Source organism: Streptomyces sp. NPDC002835 (assembly GCF_053591995.1).
This window is the reverse complement of sequence record NZ_JBSFUW010000017.1, coordinates 47870-70651: the sequence shown is the minus strand read 5'-3', so window position 1 is coordinate 70651 and position 22782 is coordinate 47870. Positions and strand designations below refer to the sequence as shown.

Here is a 22782-nt window from a genome sequence, read left to right as displayed (position 1 = left end):
TCACTCTAGGGCTCGCAGCCGGAACCGCTGAAGCTTGCCGGTCGGCGTACGCGGCAGGGCGTCCAGGAAGACGATCCGCCGCGGGCATTTGAACGGCGTCAGCCGCTGCTTGACGAAGTCCCGCAGCTCCTCGGCGGCCGCCTCCCCGCCCGCCGCGCCGTCGCGCAGCACCACGTACGCCACCGCGATCTGGCCCCGCAGCGCGTCGGGTCTGCCGACGACCGCGGCCTCGGTCACGTCGGGGTGGTGCAGCAGCGCGTCCTCGACCTCGGGCCCGGCGATGTTGTAACCGGCCGAGATGATCATGTCGTCGGCGCGGGCGACGTAACGGAACCGGCCGTCGGGCTCGCGGACGTAGGTGTCGCCGGTGAGGTTCCAGCCACCCCGCACGTACTGGGTCTGCCGGTCGTCGGCCAGATAGCGGCAGCCCACGGGGCCGCGGACCGCGAGCAGCCCCGGCTCCCCGTCCGGCACCGGCAGCCCCTCGCCGTCCACCACACGCGCCTGCCAGCCGGGGACCGCGACGCCGGTGGTGCCTGGCCGGATCGCCTCGTCCGCCGCGGAGATGAAGATGTGCAGCAGCTCCGTCGCGCCGATGCCGTTGATGATCCGCAGCCCGGTCCGCTCGTGCCACGCCTGCCAGGTCGCGGCGGGCAGGTTCTCACCGGCGGAGACACAGCGCCGCAGGGAGCCGGTGGCGTGCCCGTCGAGCTGGTCGAGCATCACCCGGTACGCGGTGGGCGCGGTGAACAGCACCGACACCCGGTGCTCCGCGATCGCCGGCAGCAGCTGCCCGGGGCCCGCCTGTTCGAGCAGCAGGGCGCTGGCGCCGGCGCGCAGCGGGAAGACCACCAGACCGCCGAGCCCGAAGGTGAAGCCGAGCGGCGGACTGCCGGCGAACACGTCGTCCGGCTCGGGCCGCAGCACATGCTCGGAGAAGGTGTCGGCGATCGCCAGCACGTCCCGGTGGAAGTGCATGCACCCCTTGGGGCGGCCGGTGGTGCCCGAGGTGAACGCGATCAGCGCGACGTCGTCGGCCGCGGTCGCCACCGCCTCGTACGGCTCCGCCGCCCGCGCGTCCGCAAGCCGGACCAGGTCGCCGGGCGCGTCCCCGCCGTACGTGGTGATCCGCAGCCCCGGCACCTCCGCCTTGACCAGGTCGTCGACCGCCCGCACATCGCAGAGCGCGTGCGAGACGGCGGCGATCCGGCACACCGTCGCCAGCTCCCTGGCCCGGTGCTGCGCCAGCACGGTGACCGCCACCGCGCCCGTCTTCATCACCGCCAGCCAGCACGCCGCGAGATACGGGGTCGTCGGCCCGCGCAGCAGCACCCGGTTGCCCGGGACGACCCCGAGCTCCGCGGTGAGCACGTGCGCGATCCGGTCGACCCGTCCGCGCAGCTCCCCGTACGACCAGACCTCGCCGCCGCCGGAGCGGAAGACGGGGCGGTCCGCGCCGAAGCGCTCGATCGTGCGGTCCAGCAGTTCCGTGCCGCAGTTGAGCCGCCGCGGGTAGTGCAGCGAAGGCAGGTCGAAGAGTAGTTCCGGCCACTGCTCCGCGGGCGGCAGACGGTCGCGCGCGAAGGTGTCGGTGTGGGCCGAGGGTGTCAGCTCCATGGTTCGCCCCCTGTCGGGTCGGCGTCGCCAGACGAGCGTATCGTGATGGTGACGACAGTCAACAGTTCGCGATACCGTGCTTTTCGGGGGCGTCCGGCAGAGTCACCCGGCCGCCGTCACGCCGACTTCAGTGGGGGCACGAATGCCCGTATTCTCGCTCGATCCGGTACAGACCGCCCGGTGTGCCGAACTGCGCACCCTGGCCGCCCAGCGGCTGCGCCCCCTCGCGGAGAAGGGCGAGGCGGGCCGCGTCAACCGCCCCTTGGTCGAAGCCCTCGGCGAACTGGGACTGCTGGAACGTCTGTTCACCGCCGGAGCACTCGAACTGTGCCTGCTCCGCGAGTCCCTGGCCTACGGCTGCACCGAGGCCGAGACCGCGCTCGCCCTCCAGGGCCTCGGCACCTCGCCGCTGGTCCAGGCGGGTACCGAGGAACAGCGCGGACGCTGGCTCCCCGACGTCGTCGCGGGCCGGGCCGTCGCCGCCTTCGCCCTCAGCGAGCCCGACGCGGGCTCCGACGCCGCCGCCCTCGCACTGAAAGCCGCACCCGACGGCCGGGGCTGGCGGCTGAGCGGCGAGAAGCGGTGGATCTCCAACGCCCCGGAGGCCGACTTCTACACCGTCTTCGCCCGTACGACCGAAGGCGCCGGGGCCCGCGGGATCACCGCCTTCCTCGTCCCCGCCGACCGCCCCGGCCTGTCCGGCAGCGCGCTGGAGATGCTCTCGCCGCACCCGATCGGCGCGCTCACCTTCGACGACGTGCCGGTCGGCGCCGACGACCTGCTCGGTGCGCCCGATCGCGGCTTTGGCGTCGCCATGAACACCCTCAACCGCTTCCGGCCCAGCGTCGGCGCCTTCGCCGTCGGCATGGCGCAGGCCGCCCTGGACGCGACCGTCACCCACACGTCGGGCCGCCGGGCCTTCGGCGGCCCGCTCGGCGACCTGCAGTCCGTCGCCCATCGCGTCGCCGAGATGGCCACCCGCACGGAGGCCGCCCGGCTGCTCGTGTACGCGGCGGCGGCCGCGTACGACGCCGGGGCCGCCGATGTCCCCAAGCGCTCCGCGATGGCCAAACTGCTCGCAACGGAGACCGCCCAGTACGTGGTCGACTCGGCCGTACAACTCCACGGGGCCCGGGCCCTCCAGCGCGGCCACCTCCTCGAACACCTCTACCGCGAGGTCCGCGCGCCCCGCATCTACGAGGGCGCCACCGAGGTGCAGCGCACGATCATCGCCAAGGAGCTCTACGCCGGGGAACACCACCCGGAGGAGCACCGACCCGAGGAACACCACCCTGAGGAACGCGCGGAGGAGCCCCGTCCCGAGGAGAGGTCCGCATGACGCTGTCCCGCCACAACCCGGCCGAGCTGTCCCCGCCCACCGGCTTCTCCCACGCCGTCACGGCCACCGGCTCCCGGCTGGTCTTCCTCGCCGGCCAGACCGCCCTCGACACCGGCGGCAAGGTCGTCGGCGAGACGCTCCCCGAGCAGTTCGAGACCGCCCTGAGCAACCTCCTCACCGCCCTCGCCGCGGCCGGCGGCACCCCCCACGACCTGGCCCGCGTCACCGTCTACGCCACCGATGTCGCCGACTACCGCACCCACGCCGCCGAACTGGGCCGGATCTGGCGCCGGGCGGCCGGCCGGGACTACCCGGCGATGGCGGTCGTCGGGGTCGTACGGCTCTGGGACGAGCAGTGCCTGGTCGAGGTGGACGGGGTGGCGGTCCTGCCCTGAGCCGGCCCGCCCCCGGCCGGACCGACGCCCGACCGCTGCTTGATCGACTGGTGACGCTTCACCCGTCGGGCTTAACGTCGAACGGTGGACGGCACCGTCCGCGATCAGGTCCCAAGGCCCCGAACAGGGCGTTCCTCCCCGAGGCACGATGCGCCATGACGACCCCGCAGCCGACTCCCGCCGTGCAGACGTCAGCCCCCGACCGGGGCGGCGGGAACGGAATGGCGCTCTTCGTCATCGCCTCGTGCCAGCTGATGGTGGTCCTCGACATCACCATCGTGAACATCGCGCTGCCGCACATCCAGAACTCGCTGCACTTCTCCACCACCAGTCTGTCCTGGGTGGTCAACGCCTACACGCTCACCTTCGGCGGGCTGCTGCTGCTCGGCGGGCGGATCGGCGACATCCTCGGCAGGCGGCGCGTCTTCATGTTCGGCGTACTGCTCTTCGTGGTGGCGTCGCTGCTCGGCGGGCTCGCCCAGAACTCCGGCCAGCTGCTGGCCGCACGTGCCCTGCAGGGCGTCGGCGGCGCGATCGCCTCGCCGACCTCACTGGCGCTGATCACCACCACGTTCACCGAGGGCCCGCAGCGCAACCGGGCGTTCGGCGTGTTCGCGGCCGTGTCCGCCGGCGGTGGCGCGATCGGGCTGCTGGCCGGCGGGATGCTCGTCGAATGGCTCGACTGGCGCTGGGTGTTCTTCGTCAACGTGCCGATCGGTCTGCTCATCGCGGTCGCCGCACCCCGCTGGATCAAGGAGTCGGAGCGCCGCCCCGGCCACTTCGACGTCACCGGCGCGCTGTTCTCCACACTCGGCATGGTCACGCTGGTCTACGGGTTCATCCGCGCCGCCCAGGAGGGCTGGCGCGACACGTACACCCTGGCCTCGTTCGGTGCGGCGCTGGTGCTGCTCGCGGCCTTCCTCGCGGTCGAGCGGCGCTCCAAGCAGCCGATCACACCGCTGCACATGTTCGCCGACCGCAACCGTGCGGGCACCTACGGCATGATGCTCGGGCTCGCCGCCGCCATGTTCGGCATGTTCTTCTTCCTGACCCTCTTCGTCCAGAACGTGCTGGGCTTCGGCCCGCTGCGGGCGGGCCTGGCCTTCCTCCCGGTCAGTGCGGTCATCGCCGTCGGGGCCGGCCTGGCGTCCCAGCTGCTGCCGAAGTACGGCCCGAAGCCGTTCATGGTGACCGGCGCCGCCCTGGCCGCCGCCGGACTGGCCTGGCTGACCCTGACCGACATCCACTCCACCTATGCGGGCAGCATCCTCGGGCCGATGCTGGTCTTCAGCCTCGGCATGGGGATGCAGTTCGTGTCGCTGACGCTGATGGCGCTCTCCGGGGTGCCCGCGCACGAGTCGGGCGCGGCGTCCGGCCTGCTGAACGCCACCCAGCAGGTGGGCGGATCACTGGGGCTGTCGATCCTGGTCACCGTCTTCGGCACGGTCAGCGGAAACGAGGCGAGGAATCAGATCCCGCGCTTCGTGGCCGAGGCCACCCCGGCCGAGCGGCTCTTCTTCCAGCGCACCGGTGAGCTGCCGCCGCCCTGGGGCGACCAGGTGCTCACCTCCGGCGTCTCCGCCGCCTTCATCATGGCCGCGATCTTCGCGGTGGTGGCCGCCCTGATCGCGCTCCTGGTCATCCAGGTCCGCCCCGCCGACCTGGAACGCCTCAAGGGCGGCATCGGTCCCGGCGGGTGACCGGTCCGTTTCACGCGGCGGGCAGGACAAGGCCCCGGCGCTCCTTCGCCGGGGCCTGTGAGTGAGCGGCGGCCGTCCTGTCAGCTGACGGGTCCGGGGCCGCGGCGGCGGCCTGTGCCGCCCCGCGCACCGGCCGTGGCGGCCATGGCCAGGCCGCAGAGCAACGCGACCGCACCGACGATGATGTTGCTGACGATGCTGCGCGTCGTGTCCATCTCGCCGACGACGACCCAGGGCGACACGATCGTCCACGCGCCGATGGCGCATGCCGTCCATGCCATGGCGTGGGTGCGTTCGTACGCCGAGCTGAAGCCGCCCATGCACAGGGCGAAGGCGATTCCGGTGATCAGATTGGTCACGGCCAGGCTGGTCAGCCCGCTGAAGCCGGCGATCCATGGCGAGGCCGCCAGGTAGAGGCCCGTGACCAGGGCCAGTGTCTCAACGGCCTGAGCGCGCGGCGTGCTGGTGGCCCGCTCGAAGCGGGAACGCATCTCGGCCAGGTCCGGGTGTTGATCGATGTCTGCGTGAGTGGTCATGGTGGGCCGCCTCCTGTTCGCAGCCTTATGTGTCCTTTATGTCCATGGAACGCCCCTTTGTGTCGTCAGGTCAATGGGCAGTTCCCTTCCGGCGTTCGTGGCCGCGACGGCTGTCAGCCCTGGTGAGGCTCGGGTTCCGGGCGGGGGCGGCCCACGGGTGCACGGCATCACCCGTCGGCGGGGTGGCACGATGTCCGGTACGGCCTGTGTGACGGCCGTCACCTGCTCCCTGGGGGATCGATGAACATCTGGCTCGCGTCCCGGCTCGTCGCCGTGGCCGCCACGACCGCCCTCGTACTGACCGGCTGCACCGGCTCCGGCGGCTCCAACGACGCGTCGGCGTCACCGTCCGGCGGACCGGGAGCCTCCTCGCCGTCGCCGGGCGTCCCCACGTCCGACGCGCCCACCGCCCCGACCACCGGTGCGTCGCCGACCGCGACCGCGACCCCGTCCGCTTCCGCGCCCGGTCGCGGCGAGCCGCTGCCGGGCTTCCCCGGCCTCCAGCCGATGTGGCCGTTCGCCACGCTCTCCCAGGCCGAGGGCTGGGAGAGCGAGTACCGCGCCGGCGGCCACCAGCCCTGGCATCTCGACGCCGAACAGACCGCCCTCTCCTTCACCCAGCAGTACCTGGGCTTCAAGGACATCGACCGGATCACCTCACGGTCCGTCAAGGGGAGGGAGGCGCGGATCGGCGTCGGGCTGAGCGGGACGGAGTCCACCGGCACCGCGGCGGTCATCCACCTCGTGCGCTACGGCACCGGCCGCGACGCCCCCTGGGAGGTGGTGGGCACCGACGACACCACGTTCTCCCTGACCGTGCCCGCGTACGGGTCGGTCGTACGCTCCCCGGCCACGGTCGGCGGGCGGATCACCGGCGTGGACGAGAGCGTCCGCGTCGAGGTGCGACAGCCTTCCGCCGCACGGCCGTTGGGCGCCACGTGCTGCCTCTCGGCGGGCGGCAAGGGACAGCCCTGGGAGTCGTCCGTCTCGTTCACCGGAGCGGCCGACCCGGTGCTGACGATCGTCGCGTCCACCGGCGGCCACGTCGCCGAGGTCGAACGCTTCACCGTCACGGCGGTACGCACCGGCTGACCCGAAGCGACCCGACCGGCGGGGGTGCGGCCCAGCGGCCGCACCCCCGTTGCGCGTTGCTGCCCGCGGTCGGCCGCCGGGCTGGAGAGCGTCGTGACCAGTGGGCTGTCCGATGTGATCAATTCCCGGCATTTTCAGTCCAGATAATTGCGCAGCCGATCGAATTGTGAGCCCAGGTCGGTCAATGCAGGTCCTGCTTTCAGCAAGGTCACATGGCGAACCCCAACTGACTATGCTCCCTCCACATGTCGCGCTGCGCTCACAGCGAGTAATCGAATGCTGTGTGCGTGCGGACGGAACCGACCCCGCGAAGAGGCGTGACCCATTGACGCGATCTCGAAGCGAACGTCGGGGGAATTCACCGGAGACGTGTGTTCGGCCGAATGAATCCCACTCCGTTCCCGTCGGCGCACCGCGTCACCTCAGCCCACTCATTCCAGACTGTTTAGGACCCCTCGATGGTTCGTGCAGGTTCATCTTCCGGAGCCCGGCCACGTGCAGTGGCTCTGGAGTGGCTCATACCTCCTGGCGCCCTGGCCGGGGCTTTCGCCATGGCGCTGATCTTCGTCCCTGCGCACACACGGACATCCGTCGCCTGGTGCGGCCTCGCCGCGGTCGTTCTGACGGTCATCACCTCGGCTGAGATCGCGCGCCGGACCCGCGCGGCGGAGGCGGCCCGCTACGCACAGGCGGGCGCCGCGGCGCAGGCGTACTACGCGCAGCGCGAAGCCGCGCTGCTCGGGCGCCTGTCCGACCAGCGGGCCACTACCGTGTGGCTGGCCGAGGAGCTTCTCCCGGCAGCGGTGGCCCGGCTGAAGAAGGGCGACCCCGCCTCGGAGATCCTGCAGTCCGTCAGGCTCGGAGAACACCTCGACAGCGAGTTCACCGAAGCGCTCCGGGAGGCTCTGCGGACACTCCTGGAAGCCGTGGAGGCCGAGGAGGACACCCGGGACTCCGCGCAGCGGGCGCTGGTGGCCATCGCGCGGAGGGTCCAGGCGATCGTGCACCAGCTCGCCAAGGACCTCCGCGCCATGCAGATCCTCCACGGTACGGACGTCGTGGTCTCCCACGGCCTGCAGGACATCGACCATCGCAACGCCCTGATCGGCCGCCTCGCGGCGAGCATCGCGGTGCTGGGCGACGCCCGGCCCGGGCGGCAGTGGTCGAAGGCGATCCCGCTCTACGACGTCCTGCGGGGGGCCATGTCGCGCATCGTCGACTATCCCCGCGTGAAGCTGCGGTCGGTGACCGAGGTGGCCGTGGTCGGTCCCGGAGCCGAGCCGCTGATCCACCTGCTCGCCGAACTGCTCGACAACGCCACGACGTTCTCCCCGCCGGACACCCCCGTCGACGTGACCGCGAGCGAGGTGCCCTCGGGCATCGCGATCGAGATCGAGGACCGGGGGGTGGGACTCACCGAAGAGGTCCGGCAGCGCGTCGACCGCGTCATGTCCCAGGCCTCGTCCGGCATGCAACTGGCCGGCCTCGGCGAGGTGACACAACTCGGCCTGGCCGTCGTCAGCCGGCTGGCCCGTGAGCACGGCCTCGACGTCGACCTGCGCACCTCCGCCTACGGGGGCGTCCGGGCGGTCGTGCTCGTTCCGAGGAGCCTGATCACCACGTTGCAGCAGCCCGTCCCGAACGCCCAGCCGCTCGCGCGGCAGCACACGGCCGGACCGATCCTGCCGCGGCCGACGCCGCCGGCCCCCGCCGCGCCGGACGAGCCCGTCGAGGTCAAGGCGACCCTCAACGGCCTCCCGCAGCGGCGACGCGAGTCTCCGGTCCCGAAACCGGTCGTCCGCGCCACCCCCCATCCGCCGGCTGCTCCGGCCACCTCCCCGGGAACCAACGGAACGCACAGGCAACCGGGCCTGATGTGGGAGGCGTTCAACAGCGAGAAGAGAGCGGTCGCCGAACCTGCCACGGAACACAGCGAGCCATCAGACGAGGGTGAGTAACATGCAGCCACTGCCCAACATTGACTGGATGCTCAAGGAGCTCGCGTCCAGCGTCCCGTACGTGCGGCACGTGGTCGTCCTGTCGTCGGACGGTCTGAGCATCGGCCAGGCGGAGACGGAGCCCGACACCGCCGACGCGATCGCCGCCGCCTGCTCGGGCATCCAGAGCCTGGCGAAGGCCATCGCGCAGAGATTCCCGCACGGCGACGGCTCGACGCGGATGGTCGGCATCGAGGTCGACGGCGGCTACTTCTCCCTGATGGCGGCCGGACCCGGGGCCTATCTCGCGGTGCTGGCCGACGAGGAGGTGGACGCGGGGCTGCTGGGCGACCGTATGCGGACACTGGTGGTCCGGATCGGCCAGCACATGACCAGCCCGCCCCGCGATGACGTCGGGCGGGCGATGTGACGTCAGAGAGCCAGGACAGATGGGACGAAGGCAGTCCCGTGCCGCTCTTCGTCATCACCGGTGGCCAGGGTTCCGCGGCGAAGACGTTCAATCTGGTCACCCTCGTCGCGGCGAGGTCCGCACCCGAACCCGGTATGCAGCCCGAGCAGGCCGCGATCCTCTCCATGTGCCGCTACCCGCTCTCGGTGGCCGAGATCTCGGCGTACCTCAGCCTTCCGTTCAGCGTCGTCACGGTGCTGCTATCCGAACTCGTCGAAGGAGAACGTGTCGAGGCCACCGCTCCCGTTCCTGTCGCGTCCTACCCCGAACTCGGCCTTCTGGAGGCGGTGATCCATGGACTACGTAAGCTCTGAAGCACCCTCCGCCGGCCCCCGCGGCACCGACGTGCTGCTGCCCCACGGCGCCAGGGGAGTGAAGGTGGTGATCGTCGGCGGTTTCGGCGTCGGCAAGACCACCATGGTCGGGTCGGTGAGCGAGATCCCGCCGCTGACCACCGAAGAGACCATGACCCAGGCCGGTGTCGGGATCGACAACAATCCCGGAGCCGAAGGCAAGAACACCACGACCGTCGCCCTGGACTTCGGCCGTATCAGCATCAACCGGGAGCTGATCCTCTACCTCTTCGGGACGCCGGGACAGGAGCGCTTCTGGTTCCTGTGGAACGGCATCTTCGAAGGCGCGTTCGGCGCCGTCGTCCTCGTGGACACACGGCGGATCGACGTCTGCTTCGAGGTCATCACCCGCCTCGAAGACCGCCGCGTGCCCTTCGTCGTGGCCGTCAACACCTTCCCCGAGGCCCCGCAGCACCCCATACCCGCCCTGCGCACTGCTCTGGCCCTCAGCGAATCCGTGCCCATCGTCACCTGTGACGCACGTGACCGGGCGTCCTGCCGCGACGCCCTGCTCTCGCTGATGGTCTATCTGCGCACCCTCGCCGCCGCCCAGGAGCCCGTATGACCGTCCCACCGGCCGAACACACCACCCCGCAGCACGGGCTCACCCCGCCCCCGGGCTGCCCGGCCCACGCCGCCGCAGGAGCCGGCGGAGCGACCCGGCTCGACAGCGCCGCCGCCGTGACGGACCCCATGGGACTGTACGAGGAGCTGCGCGCCGCCCACGGTCCGGTGGCGCCCGTCCTGCTCGACGGCGACGTCCGCGCCTGGCTCGTCCTCGGGTATCTCGAGAACCGCGACGTGGCCGGCCGCTCCACCCAGTTCTCCCGCGACCCCCGCGTCTGGCACGGCTGGGAGAGCGGCGAGATCGACGCCGCCACCTCGCCGCTCGTGCCGATGATCGGCTGGCGTCCGGACTGCGTGTGCGCCGACGGCGAGGAGCACCAGCGCCTGCGCGGCGCGGTCACGGCCAGCCTCGACCAGTTCGACCAGCGCGGAGTCCGCCGCCACATCACCCGCCTCGCACACCAGCTGATCGACGGATTCTGCGAGGGCGGCAAGGCGGAACTGGTCGGCGAGTTCACCGAGCACCTGCCCATGCTCGCGCTCACCCACCTGCTCGGAATGCCGGACGAGTACGGCCCCAAGCTCGTGCACGCCGCCCGCGACCTGTTCAAGGGCACGGAGACGTCGCTCGCCAGCAACGCCTATGTGCTGGAGACCCTGGAGCAGCTGGTCGTCGAGAAGCGCGCCCGTCCCGGGCAGGACATCGCATCCGTGCTGATGGCCCATCCGGCCGGCCTCACCGACGAGGAGGTGCTGCACCACCTGCGGCTCATCCTGCTCGCCGGCTACGAGACGACCGCCAACCTCATGTCCAACGTCCTGCGGATGGTGGTCACCGACCCGCGGTTCCGCGGGTCCCTGGCCGGTGGTCAGATGACCTTGCCGGAAGCAGTGGAACAGGTCCTCTGGGACGAGCCGCCGCTGATGGTGTGCCCCGGCCGCTGGGCCAAGGGCGACACCACCCTCGGCGGACAGCAGATCAAGGCGGGAGACATGCTCCTGCTGGGCCTGGCCGCGGGGAACGTCGATCAGGCGATCCGCCCCGACCCCTCGACCCCCGTGCACCACAACCGCGCGCACCTGTCCTTCAGCGCGGGCGCCCACGAGTGTCCCGGGCAGGACATCGGCCGTGTCATCGCCGACACCGGCATCGACATCCTGCTCACCCGGCTTCCGGACATCACGCTTGCCGTCCCGGAGTCCGAACTCTCCTGGCGCTCCTCCACCTGGGCCCGGCATCTGACGGCGCTGCCGGTGAGCTTCGCCTCCCGTGCTCCGAGGACCCATGACATCCCGGCCTCGCTGCCGGCTCCGCCTCCGCCGGCCAGCACACTGCCCCCGACGCCCCCAGCACCCCCACGGCCGGAGGGCGCCGCACCTGAACGCCGCGTCTCGTGGCGGGCGCGGCTGAGCCGCTTCCTGCGGGGACGCTAGTTGCATGACGGCCGAGGGGGCTGCCCGGGAGTACGGGTCGGCCCCCTCGCGGCGGTTCTCAGGTGGACGCGGCCGGGCTGGAGGTGCGTTGCCCGGGGAGCGCCGGGCCGTCCGCGGCGGCGTAGCGGGGGGCCCCGGTGTACCAGGAGTGGAGGCCGGACAGGAAGCCGGCAGCTCCGCGGAGCCATGTCTCCAGCTCGGCTCGCTCGCCGGCGTGCAGCCCGGCTCGTTCGGCGAGCAGGGGCAGTTCACTCCGTCGCAGGTGATCGAAGTGGCGCAGCCGGGCGTTCACCAGGTCGACGGCGGCATGCACCGCCTCGTGGATGGTGACGCCCACGGACGTGGCGAGCACGACGACGAGGTTGTTGACGTCGTGTTCTTCATGGACTTCCCGCTGGTAGGAGGCTATGTCGTTCGCCAGCCCCATGTAGTCCATGAAGGAGTCGAGCAGGGCGCGGACGGTCCGGCTGTGCCGTATCCGGTCAGGTATCCGCGCGCCGGTGGCGAGCTCGACGGAGTACGGGGCGGTGTAGGCGGCGAAGCTTTCCCGGCGGAACTGGGCGTACTCGATCAGGTCCGGAACCCGGCGGGTGCGGCTGTTGGCCAACTCCTGGACTCCCGCGTCGATGTATCCGGCCAGGGCCCGGTTGAAGCCGTGCCGCCAGTGCGCGAGCCGCGGGGGGAACAGCCGGGGCTGCAGATCGGCGATGCCTCTCTCGACCGCGTTCTCCGGTTCGGGCAGCCGGGCGCCCGGTTCCGGCCGCAGGAAGGCGTGGAGCCGGGCGGTGAAGACGCTCGCGCCCGCGAGGTCACCCGTCCGTTTGAAGGCGGCGGCGAAGTAGTCGTCCCAGGCCAGCGCCCAGATGTTGAACCGGTGGTTGATCCGGAGATCGGCGAGTGCGGCATCGGGGAGGGTGCAGGCGGTCAGTCGGTCGACGGTCATGGCGTGGAACTGGGACCGGGTCCAGATCGGCCGGCGGTCCGGTGGTCCTCCGCCGTCGCCCAGCATGCCCATGTCCCGCGCCCACGTCTCGGCCTCCTCGTGCAGGGCCGGCAGGTACGGATTCACCTTCGCCGGGTACGGCATCCACAGTCCGGGGAGTCGGACGGCCTGCACTGTCATGGGACTTCTCCTCCCTCTCGGCCCGCATCGGTGTGCGGACCACAACCACGAGCGGCCGGCCGGTGAAGGCGGCACGCCCCTGTCGTTCGCACCTCGCCTCGGGAGCATGAGCACGCCGCGACATCATGAGCACGCCGCGACCGTCGCACCGGAGCAGCGCCTCGCACCCGCCCCGCCCCTCCCTGCCGTGACAACGGCCGTCAAAACGCCGGGTAGTTCCCTTCCTGCGGCGCTCCAAACTTGCCCAACCCGGCCGACCTACAACCTCGGGCGGCCGTCGCCGGCTGCCGATCCGAAACAGTTTGGGTGGAATTGACGACTCCTCTAGGGCGCTTTGGCGCAATTTCGATCCCAAAGCTGGCCATGATCCCTCATTGATCGCCATAGCCGTGCATCAACCGCTACCTGCGACGGCGAGGTTCACCGAACCTCCAAACCCGCCGGTTCGGGCCACGCCGCCACCTGCGCGGAAGGCCGATACCGAAGCCCGGATCCCAGGTCATCGTGCCGGTGGGGCGCCTGCGCTCCGGCCGCTTCGTGGGCGGGGAAATCGATCGCGCCCCGTGAGGTGAGCCGTTAGCCTCCGCCTGAGCGCAGCGAGGTACGAGACGCGACGACACAGGGGCGGTCATGGAGACTCACGGCGCGCGGACGGACCGACTGGGTCTGCTGCTCGACCAGTTCGACCAGGTCAGGGAGATGGCCGAGGTGCGGCTGACGGGGCTCGGCGACGAGGAGTACCTGTGGAAGCCGGTGCCAGGCAGCTGGTCGATCCGGCGCCGGGACGAGGCGGTGACGCCCAGGGCGTACGGGCCGGGGGAGTGGCTGATCGACAAGGGCGCCCCGGACATCCCGGCGAACGAGTACGCCGAGGTCGCCCGGCAGGCCGCCGACGGCATGACCGTCGCCAAGATCGCCGAAGACTGGAGCGTGAGCGTCGAGCGGGTCGAGCAGATCCTTGCCCACACGGGTACGCCGGAGCCCGACGAAGTGCCGGTCACCACCATCGCGTGGCGGCTGGGGCACCTGCACTCCTGCTTCGCGGGCCAATGGGAGTGGACCTTCGGCGAACGCCGCCAGGACCCGAAGCTGCTGGTCGACTTCACGCCCTCCGCCGCCCTGGCACTCGAGCGGTTCTGGAACCTGATCGACCGCTGGCGCGACAGCGTCGGCGCCGTCACCGAGGAGCAGCTCGACACGGTCGGCTTCTCGCAGTACCCGTACGGCTCCGACCCCGACGATCCGTTCATCTCCGTCCTGGCGGGGTCCAACCTCGAATTCATCCACCACATGGCCGAGATCGCGCTGCTCCGCGACCTGTGGCGGGCCCGCTTCACCGCTTCGCGGTAGAGGGGCCGGCCGAAGCCCCGGCCCCTCTACTGGTGCCGGGGCGCGTACATGATGACGGCCATGCCGACGAGGCAGACAGCGGCTCCGCCCAGGTCCCAGCGATCGGGGCGGTAGCCGTCGGCGATCATTCCCCAGGCCAGGGAGCCGGCCACGAACACACCGCCGTACGCGGCGAGGATGCGGCCGAAGTTCGCGTCGGACTGGAAGGTGGCCACCACGCCGTAGACACCCAGGGCGATGACGCCCAGGCCGATCCAGACCGCGCCTCTGTTTTCCCGGATGCCCTGCCACACCAGCCAGGCGCCGCCGATCTCGAAGAGGGCGGCGAGGACGAACAGGACGACGGAGCGGGCTACCAGCATGGCGGGGCGTTCTCTTCTCTGGGACGGGCGGGGCGTGAGGGACGGGTAGGCCGGGTGGGACGTCAGGACGTGGGGGCGAAAAGCTCGGCCAGTATGGTCGCGCCCTCCTTGGGCGCGCGGACCTCCGCACGCATCAGAGCGCCGTCGACGTGGATGCGGAAGTCGTAGAAGGGGCAGCACTGTTGCTCGGCGACCGCGAGCTCGGCGAAGGCGCCGGCGCGGTCGACGGGCAGGGTCAGGCGCAGTCCGTCGTCGATGGGTTCGGCGGTGCTCCCGGAGAGCACGCGATGCCATCGCTCGGTGCGCTCCATGCGCGAGGAATCGGTCAGGCTGCAGGCCACCGGGGGCGAGAGCCGGCGTGCGGTCCCGTCGGCGGGAGCCGTATCGCTCCCGGGGTCACCGGGCTCGTCCCGCTCCACGCCGGTCGGCACGTCGCAGGCCGGGTCGCACGGGCCTGCTCGGGAAGGGAGCCGGTCGAGATGCTCGACCGCTCTGCGCAGAGTGGTGATGAAGGTGCCCAGGCCCGTGATGTGCCGCTGGGCATCGCCGATGCGTGCGTCGAGGCGGGCACGCAGTTCCGTCTTGACTTCGGTGCAGTCTCCGGCTTCCCGGACCCTCAGCAGGTCGGCGATCTCCTCCAGGGGAAGGCCGAGTTGCTTGGCCGTGGTGATGAAGGAGAGCCGTTCCATCGCGTCTTCGTCATAGATTCGGTACCCGCTGGGGCTCCGGTCGGCCTTGAGGAGACCGACGGTCTCGTAGAACCGCAGTGCGCTGGCGCGCACGCCCGTGCGCTCGGCCAGTTGGGAGATCAGCATGGTGCTCACGGGAGAAACGGTAGGCCTTCAAGTCGTCTCGAAGGTCAAATCCGGCTGCACCCGGAGCGAGCCGCCCGCCACCACCTGCGGCTTCGCCGGCAGCTTTGCTCAGCCGCCGCTCGAGGGGTCGCCACGGGAGGGATCTCCCTGCGCCCGATGCGCCCGCCTGTCGCGGTACCGGGCGAGCATGAACGCGGCGGCGAGGGTGGCGAGCGCGATGGTGAAGAGAATGCGGGCGACGGCGTCGTCCGCGTTGGTCGCGGTACCGGCGAGCACCGCGCTGGCCGCGGCGGCGGCGAGCAGGAGGGCGGTGACGCCGACGCCGGGCTGTGAGTTGCGTTTGGGCACGATGTTCCGCCTTCGGCCGAGTGTGCTGGGGGGAGCTCTGTCTGCCCGGCGGGGGAAGTGCCGCCGATGCGCCGTGGCTGTGCGTGCCGCCGTCACTCCGGACCGCGTACGCGAACGGTGCCTGCGGAGTCCGGCGCGTGCCGTATCAGCAGTGCGGTGATCTCCCGGCGGAGCTCTCGGAGCAGGACCATCTCGGCGTCCAGCGCGCCGAGGTGCCGGCGCAGCAGGCTGTCCGCCGTGGAGCCGGGTGCGCCGTCGCGTACGGACAGGAGCTCTGTGATCTCCGCCAGGCTCAGGCCCAGCCGTTGAGCCGAGCGAATGAAGCGCAGGCGGCCGAGAACGGCTTCGTCGAAGCGGCGGTGGCTTCCGCGGGCCCTGTCGTGTGCGGTGAGAAGACCCAGGCGGTGGTAGTAGCGCACGGTGCTGGCCCTGAGGCCGGATCGGGCGGCGACGTCGGCGACCGTCAGGAGGTGTGTCACGGCGTGTTGCTCACTCCCCTTGAGGAGGCAGGTCCTTGAAGCCGTCCTCGAAGCGTCGGTCAGCGGGAAGGCGGCGGACGCGGACGGGAAGCTCCGCGTCCGCCGGGCACAGGGTGTCAGCAGCCGCAGCTGGAGTCCTTGCCCGCTGCCTTGCCCACGCTCACCTTCTCCTTGGCCTTGACGGCGCCCTCCGGCGGCTTGACGGCGCGGCCGATGGCCATCGCCTCGATGAACTGCCACGCGCCCGGCATCTTGGTCTCGTCGAGGTCGGCGATCTCCAGCGAGGAGTCCGCCAGCGTGTCGAGCGTGGGCCGGTTGCAGTGGCACTCGTTGCCGAACCAGTACCAGCCGAGCTGCACGATGTCCTGCTTGAGCGCGATGCGCGGGTCACGGTTGCGCACGTGCTCCAGGAACAGGTACTGGCCACCCGGCTTGAGGACCCGCTCGATCTCCCGCAGCGCGACGTCGGGATCGGGCACCGTGCAGAGGATCATCGCCGCCGCGACCGTGTCGAAGCTGTCGTCGGGGAACGGCAGACGCTCCGCGCCGGCCACCGTCAACTGGATGCGCCGCGGGTCGTCGCGGACCTTCTCCTCCAGCTTGGACACCATCGGCGCGTAGGGCTCGGTGAGAATCAGCTCGCTGACCGCGTCCGGGTAGTGCCGCAGGTTCAGGCCGGTGCCCGTACCCAGTTCGATCGTGCGTCCGTATGCCGGTGCGAGCATCTGGGCGCGCTTCTCCGCCAGGCCGTGCTTCTCCACGTGAGACAGGAACTTGTCGTACATCCCAGCGAAGACGTACTTGCCCCATGTTGCGTTGTAGGCCTTCTTCAGAAGATTAGCCACGTCACTCCCTCAGAGCAGTCACTTTTGCTCCCCCGTTCGGAGAGTTCTTAAACCGAGCGCTTGTCGATGCGTTGCCGTGCGCACTTTCGAGGGCCGAGCCGAGTGCCTCGAGAGACCATGTCCATATGCCGGCCGCTGCGAAAGTGAACGCTCCGCGCAAGCCGCACGAACCGCCCTTTGACCGCGAGCTGGGCAAGGCAGCCCTGCCCTTTCTGTCTGGAGCCAAGGCCTGGATGGCTGATCTCTCGGACGGTAGTGTTGCCGTTGAAGCCAGCTTCAAGTCAACACTGTCGGGGGAGTTCATGGACGACACGTTGCTGTCGATAAGCGAGGTCGCGCGGAGAGCGGGTATAGCCACTTCCGCCTTGCGGTACTACGAGCGATGCAGCTTGATCCCCGAGGGTGTGAAGGTGGCCGGCCGCAGGCACTATCCGCCCGCTGTCCTGCACCGATTGTCGGCGATCAAGATCTGCCAGCGGATCGGGTTCAGCCTCGCGGAGATCTCCGGACTGCTGCAGAGCAACGGGGTCGGAGGCGGCGTGTGGCGCCACGTGGCCACTGCCCGCCGGTCACAGGTCGAACGTGAGATCGTGGCCCTGAACGAGCTGCTTCGGCTCATCGACCAGACCCTGGACTGCGACTGCCGGACCCTGTGCGACTGCCCGCACATGGGTCCCGACGGCCCGTTTTCGGCCGCCGCCCAGGAGGCCGAGGAGGACGGTTGCTGCGAGCTGGAGCCCTGGCCCTCCCAGGTGTCGGGCCTGTGACCCATGGGGCCGGCGCTCCGGCCGCGGGCGCGCCGGGCCCATGGGTTGTCCTGAATGTGCAGGGTCCGCCCCAGGTCGGGCGGTCCCCCCGGGGGAGTGCCTCCTTCCTTTGAAGGATGGGAATCCGGGGTTCCCGCTGCGGCCTGTCCGGGTGTTCGCGTGAGGCGGTAGTTCCAGCCATCACGTTTCCTTTCGGCCGTTTCATTTCGGCCAGCTGCTCGTATGGTTGCGCAAGCGATCGTGGTGGTCTAGCTTTCTGGCCGTCGAGCGCTGTCACCGTGAAGTATCACGGGTTATCGAAGTCATCGTTCTGTGATGCCTCGAATCATTCGCTGCCGTTGCCGTGCAGAGTGAGCGCGCCGCCTTTTCCGTGCCTGTTCCAGAAACATCGCCGCTTAATGGTCGACGGTTCATCACCGTCCAGTCCGGCTGGAGCAATGAATTGCCCGGAAAGCGATCTGAAACAGTGCTGACCAAATCGGGTGTACCTGCCGCAGGAGCGGAAACCTCCGTGTTTCCGGGCCGCAGTCACCTGCCCGTCACTTCCTCGTGGATGACCGCGGTCCTGGTCGCCACGGGCGGCTCACTCATGGTCGTCGTGTCGCTGGGGGCGATGGCCGCGGAACTCGGCAACGTGTCGATCTGGGTGTGGATCGCCACCGCCGCCATCGGCGGCGCGCAGTGCATGCTGATCGCGGAACTCGCGTCCCGCTTCCCCGAACGAGCCGGCGGAACGGCGCAGTTCGCCTACCGCGTCCGCGCCCAGGGCTCTCCCACGATGGGCGCCCTCTCCGCATGGTGCTACTGGTTCGCCTGGACCCCGGGCATCGCGGTCAACCTGATCCTCGCCGGGACATTCCTCAGGAATCAGTGGCTGCCGGGAGCTTCTCCCGTCGTGCTGGCGCTCGCGATCGCGGCGGTCCTCTACGTCATCACCGCGCTGGGCCTGAAGCTGTCCACAGTGATCAACAGCGTGCTGGCCCTCGTCGCGGTGGCCGTCGTCCTGGTGGTCGTCCTGTCCCCGGTGGCACGTCCCCACGCCGCCGACCTGTCGCAGGTGTTCCCCTCCGCGCTGCCGGCTGACACCGGGGCGAAGGACGGGCTGTGGGATCAACTGGCCCTCATCGCGAAGTGGAGCTTCGTCGCCACCTGGTCCGCCTACGCCGCGGAGATGGCCTCCACGGTGTGCGCGGAGATCAGGCAGCCCGAACGCACCATGAAGCGGGTCATGTCGACATCCGCCGTCATCTGCTTCGTCGCCTTCGCCGCCGTGCCGACAGCGATGTTCGCGCTCTCGGGCGTCGACGGCATCCAGCAGGACCCGTTCGACGTCTTCGCCAACGCGGGACATGTCCTGCTGGGCACGACCGGTGAAGTTCTCGTTCCGCTGGGCCTGACCGCCGTCCTCATCCTTGGAGCCGAGACGTTCATCATCGGCTCGTCCCGGACCATCTACCAGATGGCACAGGACGGCCATCTGCCCGCCTCCTTCGGGAAGGTCAACAGGCGTGGAGCGCCGGTCGGTTCCATCGTCTGGGACGCGGTGGTCATCGCGCTGCTGCTGGTCGTCTTCGGTACCAACGTGGTGGACGTGGTGGCCGCCGCCAACTTCGGCTACATGGCGGTGTTCGTCCTCTTGCCCATCGCCTACCTGGTGCTGCGCAAGCATCCGGCCGGCCGGCCCGGCAGCTTCCGCCTGGGCGGGTATGCCAGACCCCTGGCCGTGGTCCTGTGCGCGGTGAACGTGGTGCTCCTGGTCTTCGGGGGAGCCCAGTGGGGCGGCTCCGTCCTGCTGATCGGCCTGGGCGTGAGCCTCGCGATCGTGCCGATCTCCTACCTCACCCGCCGGCGGCGCGCCAGGACCGCACCGTCCGAATCGAAGGAGCCCGAGCTTGTGCCCTGACCTCGGGCCGAGTGCATGACGGCCCAGGCCGAGTTGTTCACCAGGCACGCCGGGTACGCACCAGGTGCCCACCGAAGTGCCGAGCACCTGGACGAAGCGTTGCCGCGATCCGCCTGAACCCATGGGGGAGAACCAGACATGACGCACGCGGAATCGACGATCCCCGGAGAACAGGGCATGTCCGTCGCGGTGTTGGCCCGGCTGGCAGGGACCACCTCGGACACCATCCGCTACTACGAGCGGCTCGGCCTGCTGCCCAAGGCTCCACGGAACGGCGCCGGCTATCGCCGGTACGGGAGCGACGCCATCGACCGCATGAAGTTCATCCAGGGCACCCAGCGGCTCGGCCTGAGCCTGAGCGACATCGGTGACCTGCTCAGCATCCGGGACACGGGCACCTGCCCGTGCGGCGACGCCGCCGTGATCCTGCGCAGGCGCATGGACGAGGTCCGCACGGAGGTCGAACGGCTCACGGCCCTGTACGGCGAGTTGGCGGTGATGGTCGGCCAACTGCCCAGCCAGGAGTGCCCGGACCCGGCTCCCGGCGTATGGAAGCCGCAAACGGCGGAGTCGGCCTGAAAGCGGTGGCAGCCGGAGCGCACGCTGCCGGCTGCCACCGCCGCACCGGCGCGGACGCCCCGCCTGCAGGCCGGCACTTGCTGTCCAGCGCGGCTCTCGTGCGGATCATCGCGCCCGCTGGGAGTGAAGGCGAGCGTCAACGCCCGCAGGTAGAAGCCCGACTGCCGGGGGATTGCAGTCGGGCTCCTGGTCAGGAAGGGATCACGTACGGCGTTGCGACGTGATCGTGCCGATCGCCGGCGTCGACGAGCAGCCGCACCCGCCGTCGCCGCAGCCGTCCGTGGTGCCGGCCGGCTCGGGCAGCACGACGGCCTCTTGCTTCGGCGTCCCGCAGCCGGGGCCGCAACCGCAGTCGGCGTCGCCGGACGCGGCTCGGGCCGTGGCCGTGGCCTTGGCCGGCGGGGTCGTCGAGGTCATGGAGCCGGCCGTCCGCAGGGACGAGTGCAGCCGCAGCAGCCTCAGCCCGTTCGCGATGATCACCAGGGCCCAGGCCTCGTTGATCAGCACACCCTGCGTGAGGGTGAACCTGCCGCCGACCGCGAAGACCACCAGGAACAGAATGACGGCCAGTGACAGGGCGATGTTCTGCGCGATGATGCGCCTCGCCCGACGGGCCAGCGCGACCGCGTAGGGCAGCTTGTTGAGGTCGTCGGCCATCAGCGCGACATCGGCCATTTCCAGTGCCACGTCGGTGCCGGCAGCGCCCATGACGATCGAGACGTCCGCGGTGGCCAGTGCCGGGGCGTCGTTGACGCCGTCGCCGACCATGGCGGTGATGCCGGACTCCTTGAGCGAGGCGACGGCCCTGCTCTTCTCGTCGGGCATGAGCTGGGCACGGACGCTCTCGATACCCAACTTGTCGGCGATCGCGACGGCGACTCTCTCCCGGTCGCCGGTGAGCATCGTGGTGTGCGTGACACCGAGCCGGCGAAGGGACTTCAGCGCGGTGACCGCTTCCGGGCGCAGTTCGTCGGCGACGCCCAGCAGCCCGATGAGGCGGCCGTCCACGCTGACGGCGACGGGAGTACCGCCGGCGTCCTCGACGGCGTCGAGCGCGGCCTGCGCCTCGGGGCTGCCGCGCAGTTCCCCGACCCTGCCGACCACGACCGTCGCCCCGTCGACGACGGACTGGGCACCCACACCGGGAACGACCTCGACGTCGTCGGCCGGAGTGACGACGATTCCGCGCTCCCGCGCCGCCCGCACGATCGCCTCGGCGATCGGATGGGTGGCCCCGGCCTCCACGGCGGCCGACAGCGTCAACAGCTCGGTCTCGCCGCAGCCGTCGAGCGGATGCGTCTGGAGGAGAGTGGGCCGGCCCAGCGTCAGGGTGCCGGTCTTGTCGAAGGCCACGGAGCGCAGCTTGGCCAACTGCTCCAGATACGCGCCGCCCTTGATCAGTACGCCGTCCCGGGCCGCCCGCGCCACCGCGGACACGACACTGACCGGTACGGACAGCACCAGGGAGCACGAGCAGGACACGATGAGCACGACGAGCGCCCGGTAGAGAGCGTCGGTGTAGGAGATGTCGAACAGCTGCGGGCCGAGCGCGGCCATGAGGACCGCGAGCGCAATCATGATCGGCGTGTAGATCGTGCCGAACCTGTCGGCGAACCGCTGCGCCTGCCCGCGGTTCTGCTGAGCCTCCTCCACCTCCTTGATGACGCGGGCCAGCACCGTGTCCTCGAAGGGCTTGGCGACCTGGATCCGCAGCGCCGCATGGCCGTTCAGGGTCCCGCCGTACACCTCCGCGCCGGGCTCGACCTCCACGGGCATGGACTCACCCGTGATCGCGGAGGCGTCGATCCAGGACGCGCCCTGGACCACGGTGCCGTCGGTGGGCAGCCGGGAGCTCGGGCGGACCAGCACGACGTCGCCGACCTGGAGCCGTTCGACCTCGACCCGCTCGACGGTGCCGTCGGCGGAGAACCGTTCCGCCATGGCCGGGCTGAGGTCCATCAGCTTCTGGATGGACTTGCGTGCCCGGTCGGCGACGTAGCTCTCCAGCACGACGCCGAGCGAGAAGATCACCACGACGCAGGCGGCCTCGCGCACCTTGCCCAGCGAGAGCGCCCCCGCCACCGCGACGACGAGCAGGACGTTGATGGACACCCGCTTGGCCTTGAGCATCATCAGGGCGGTGCGCGCGGGATAGAAGATGCCGACCGCCACACAGGCGTACGCGAGGAGGGTGGCGATCGACTGGGCCCGGGTTGCGGAGGCCACGACCTCGGACGCCACCATGAGCACGGTAGCGATCTCGAGCATGATCATTTCGGGGCGCAGCCACCAGCGGGTCCGCTTCGCGGGCTGTTCGGCCGCCTCTGCCGCGCCGCCGCCGGTGTGAGCGGGCTCGAGGACCAGGCCGGACGCGTTCGCCGTCCTGAGCAGCACGGCGTCATCCAGCACCGGCGGCGCCTCGATCACGAGGGTGCCCGTCGCGGACAGCACGCGTACGTCACGTACGCCGGGGACGCGGCGCAGCGCCGTCAGGTCACTGGCGCACTCGACACAGCCGGATATCACCCGGTAGCGGCGGGACTCGACGTCGGCTTCGGGCGGGACAGTCGTATGGCCGCCGGTCGAGGCAGCGAACTCGTTCACCCTTGATCACCTGCCTGTTGATGGGGACTTGTGCCAACTGGGCGAGCGTAAAGTTTGGAGTCGACTCCAAGGTCAAGCCCTCCGGCGCACTTTTTTCGCGGTGCGCGGGCAGCGTGCTCGCGCTGCCGGCCGGTATCAGCTCGGAACAGGGTTGACTTAAAGCCGGGT

Annotated in this window: 22 protein-coding genes; 13 read left to right on the top strand and 9 right to left on the bottom strand. The window is 70.4% G+C overall.

Features of this window, described 5'->3' with window-relative positions:
• On the bottom strand, positions 1-1617 hold the full coding sequence (locus ACWD01_RS20000; protein ID WP_451163584.1) for an AMP-binding protein: 1617 nt from the start codon (positions 1615-1617) through the stop codon (positions 1-3).
• A gap of 142 nt (positions 1618-1759) precedes the next feature.
• Here ACWD01_RS20000 and ACWD01_RS19995 point away from each other — a divergent pair, with 142 nt between their 5' ends.
• From ACWD01_RS19995 to ACWD01_RS19985, 3 genes are all read left to right on the top strand, one after another.
• Positions 1760-2956: an acyl-CoA dehydrogenase family protein gene (locus ACWD01_RS19995; RefSeq protein WP_451163582.1), complete on the top strand. Its 1197-nt coding sequence runs from the start codon at positions 1760-1762 to the stop codon at positions 2954-2956.
• Positions 2953-3351 (top strand): RidA family protein, encoded by a 399-nt coding sequence (locus ACWD01_RS19990; protein ID WP_451163580.1) that lies wholly within the window; start codon positions 2953-2955, stop codon positions 3349-3351. The genes ACWD01_RS19995 and ACWD01_RS19990 overlap by 4 nt, the downstream gene beginning before the upstream one ends.
• A gap of 221 nt (positions 3352-3572) precedes the next feature.
• A complete protein-coding gene (locus tag ACWD01_RS19985; RefSeq protein ID WP_451163695.1) occupies positions 3573-5051 on the top strand; it encodes an MFS transporter in 1479 nt (492 codons plus the stop codon).
• Between the two features lie 80 nt (positions 5052-5131).
• Here the strand turns inward: ACWD01_RS19985 and ACWD01_RS19980 are convergent, their stop codons facing one another.
• Positions 5132-5587 carry an SPW repeat protein gene (locus ACWD01_RS19980; RefSeq protein WP_451163578.1) on the bottom strand — a complete coding sequence of 152 codons (456 nt, stop codon included), beginning with the start codon at positions 5585-5587 and terminating at the stop codon, positions 5132-5134.
• Positions 5588-5827: 240 nt separating this feature from the next.
• Between ACWD01_RS19980 and ACWD01_RS19975 the strand changes: the two genes are divergently transcribed.
• The 6 genes from ACWD01_RS19975 (at position 5828) to ACWD01_RS19950 (ending at position 11439) form a co-directional block, all read left to right on the top strand.
• Positions 5828-6679 carry a hypothetical protein gene (locus ACWD01_RS19975; protein WP_451163576.1) on the top strand — a complete coding sequence of 284 codons (852 nt, stop codon included), beginning with the start codon at positions 5828-5830 and terminating at the stop codon, positions 6677-6679.
• A 551-nt stretch (positions 6680-7230) separates the two neighbouring features.
• Complete coding sequence (locus tag ACWD01_RS19970) at positions 7231-8637, top strand: sensor histidine kinase (protein ID WP_451163574.1); 1407 nt, start codon at positions 7231-7233, stop codon at positions 8635-8637.
• Position 8638: 1 nt separating this feature from the next.
• On the top strand, positions 8639-9046 hold the full coding sequence (locus ACWD01_RS19965; RefSeq protein ID WP_451163572.1) for a roadblock/LC7 domain-containing protein: 408 nt from the start codon (positions 8639-8641) through the stop codon (positions 9044-9046).
• A gap of 38 nt (positions 9047-9084) precedes the next feature.
• The gene (locus ACWD01_RS19960; protein ID WP_356894847.1) at positions 9085-9399 is read left to right on the top strand and encodes a DUF742 domain-containing protein; all 315 of its coding nucleotides are present in this window, start codon (positions 9085-9087) and stop codon (positions 9397-9399) included.
• Positions 9380-10003 (top strand): GTP-binding protein, encoded by a 624-nt coding sequence (locus ACWD01_RS19955; RefSeq protein ID WP_356894845.1) that lies wholly within the window; start codon positions 9380-9382, stop codon positions 10001-10003. Before ACWD01_RS19960 ends, ACWD01_RS19955 begins: the two co-directional genes overlap by 20 nt.
• The gene (locus ACWD01_RS19950) at positions 10000-11439 is read left to right on the top strand and encodes a cytochrome P450 (RefSeq protein ID WP_451163569.1); all 1440 of its coding nucleotides are present in this window, start codon (positions 10000-10002) and stop codon (positions 11437-11439) included. The genes ACWD01_RS19955 and ACWD01_RS19950 overlap by 4 nt, the downstream gene beginning before the upstream one ends.
• A 58-nt stretch (positions 11440-11497) precedes the next feature.
• On the opposite strand, the gene ACWD01_RS19945 is transcribed toward ACWD01_RS19950, so the two are convergent.
• Positions 11498-12562, bottom strand: coding sequence for a terpene synthase family protein (locus ACWD01_RS19945; RefSeq protein ID WP_451163567.1), 1065 nt, complete (start codon positions 12560-12562; stop codon positions 11498-11500).
• A 630-nt stretch (positions 12563-13192) separates the two neighbouring features.
• Here ACWD01_RS19945 and ACWD01_RS19940 point away from each other — a divergent pair.
• Positions 13193-13912, top strand: a complete 720-nt coding sequence (locus ACWD01_RS19940) for a DinB family protein (protein WP_451163565.1) — start codon at positions 13193-13195, stop codon at positions 13910-13912.
• Positions 13913-13938: 26 nt separating this feature from the next.
• Here ACWD01_RS19940 and ACWD01_RS19935 read toward each other — a convergent pair whose 3' ends face one another.
• The 5 genes from ACWD01_RS19935 to ACWD01_RS19915 form a co-directional block, all read right to left on the bottom strand.
• Positions 13939-14274, bottom strand: coding sequence for a YnfA family protein (locus tag ACWD01_RS19935; protein WP_451163563.1), 336 nt, complete (start codon positions 14272-14274; stop codon positions 13939-13941).
• Between the two features lie 62 nt (positions 14275-14336).
• A complete protein-coding gene (locus tag ACWD01_RS19930; RefSeq protein ID WP_451163693.1) occupies positions 14337-15089 on the bottom strand; it encodes a MerR family transcriptional regulator in 753 nt (250 codons plus the stop codon).
• A 108-nt stretch (positions 15090-15197) separates the two neighbouring features.
• Positions 15198-15437, bottom strand: coding sequence for a hypothetical protein (locus ACWD01_RS19925; protein ID WP_451163561.1), 240 nt, complete (start codon positions 15435-15437; stop codon positions 15198-15200).
• 92 nt (positions 15438-15529) lie between these two features.
• Positions 15530-15916 carry a MerR family DNA-binding protein gene (locus tag ACWD01_RS19920; protein WP_451163559.1) on the bottom strand — a complete coding sequence of 129 codons (387 nt, stop codon included), beginning with the start codon at positions 15914-15916 and terminating at the stop codon, positions 15530-15532.
• A gap of 116 nt (positions 15917-16032) precedes the next feature.
• Complete coding sequence (locus ACWD01_RS19915; protein WP_451163557.1) at positions 16033-16761, bottom strand: class I SAM-dependent methyltransferase; 729 nt, start codon at positions 16759-16761, stop codon at positions 16033-16035.
• Between the two features lie 125 nt (positions 16762-16886).
• Here ACWD01_RS19915 and ACWD01_RS19910 point away from each other — a divergent pair, with 125 nt between their 5' ends.
• The 3 genes from ACWD01_RS19910 to ACWD01_RS19900 all read left to right on the top strand — a co-directional run bounded on the left by ACWD01_RS19910 (position 16887) and on the right by ACWD01_RS19900 (position 20010).
• Positions 16887-17528 carry a MerR family transcriptional regulator gene (locus ACWD01_RS19910; protein ID WP_451163555.1) on the top strand — a complete coding sequence of 214 codons (642 nt, stop codon included), beginning with the start codon at positions 16887-16889 and terminating at the stop codon, positions 17526-17528.
• Between the two features lie 553 nt (positions 17529-18081).
• The gene (locus ACWD01_RS19905; protein WP_451163553.1) at positions 18082-19431 is read left to right on the top strand and encodes an APC family permease; all 1350 of its coding nucleotides are present in this window, start codon (positions 18082-18084) and stop codon (positions 19429-19431) included.
• Positions 19432-19569: 138 nt separating this feature from the next.
• A complete protein-coding gene (locus ACWD01_RS19900; protein WP_451163551.1) occupies positions 19570-20010 on the top strand; it encodes a MerR family transcriptional regulator in 441 nt (146 codons plus the stop codon).
• Between the two features lie 201 nt (positions 20011-20211).
• On the opposite strand, the gene ACWD01_RS19895 is transcribed toward ACWD01_RS19900, so the two are convergent.
• Positions 20212-22614 (bottom strand): heavy metal translocating P-type ATPase, encoded by a 2403-nt coding sequence (locus ACWD01_RS19895; RefSeq protein ID WP_451163549.1) that lies wholly within the window; start codon positions 22612-22614, stop codon positions 20212-20214.
• Positions 22615-22782 lie beyond the last annotated feature (168 nt).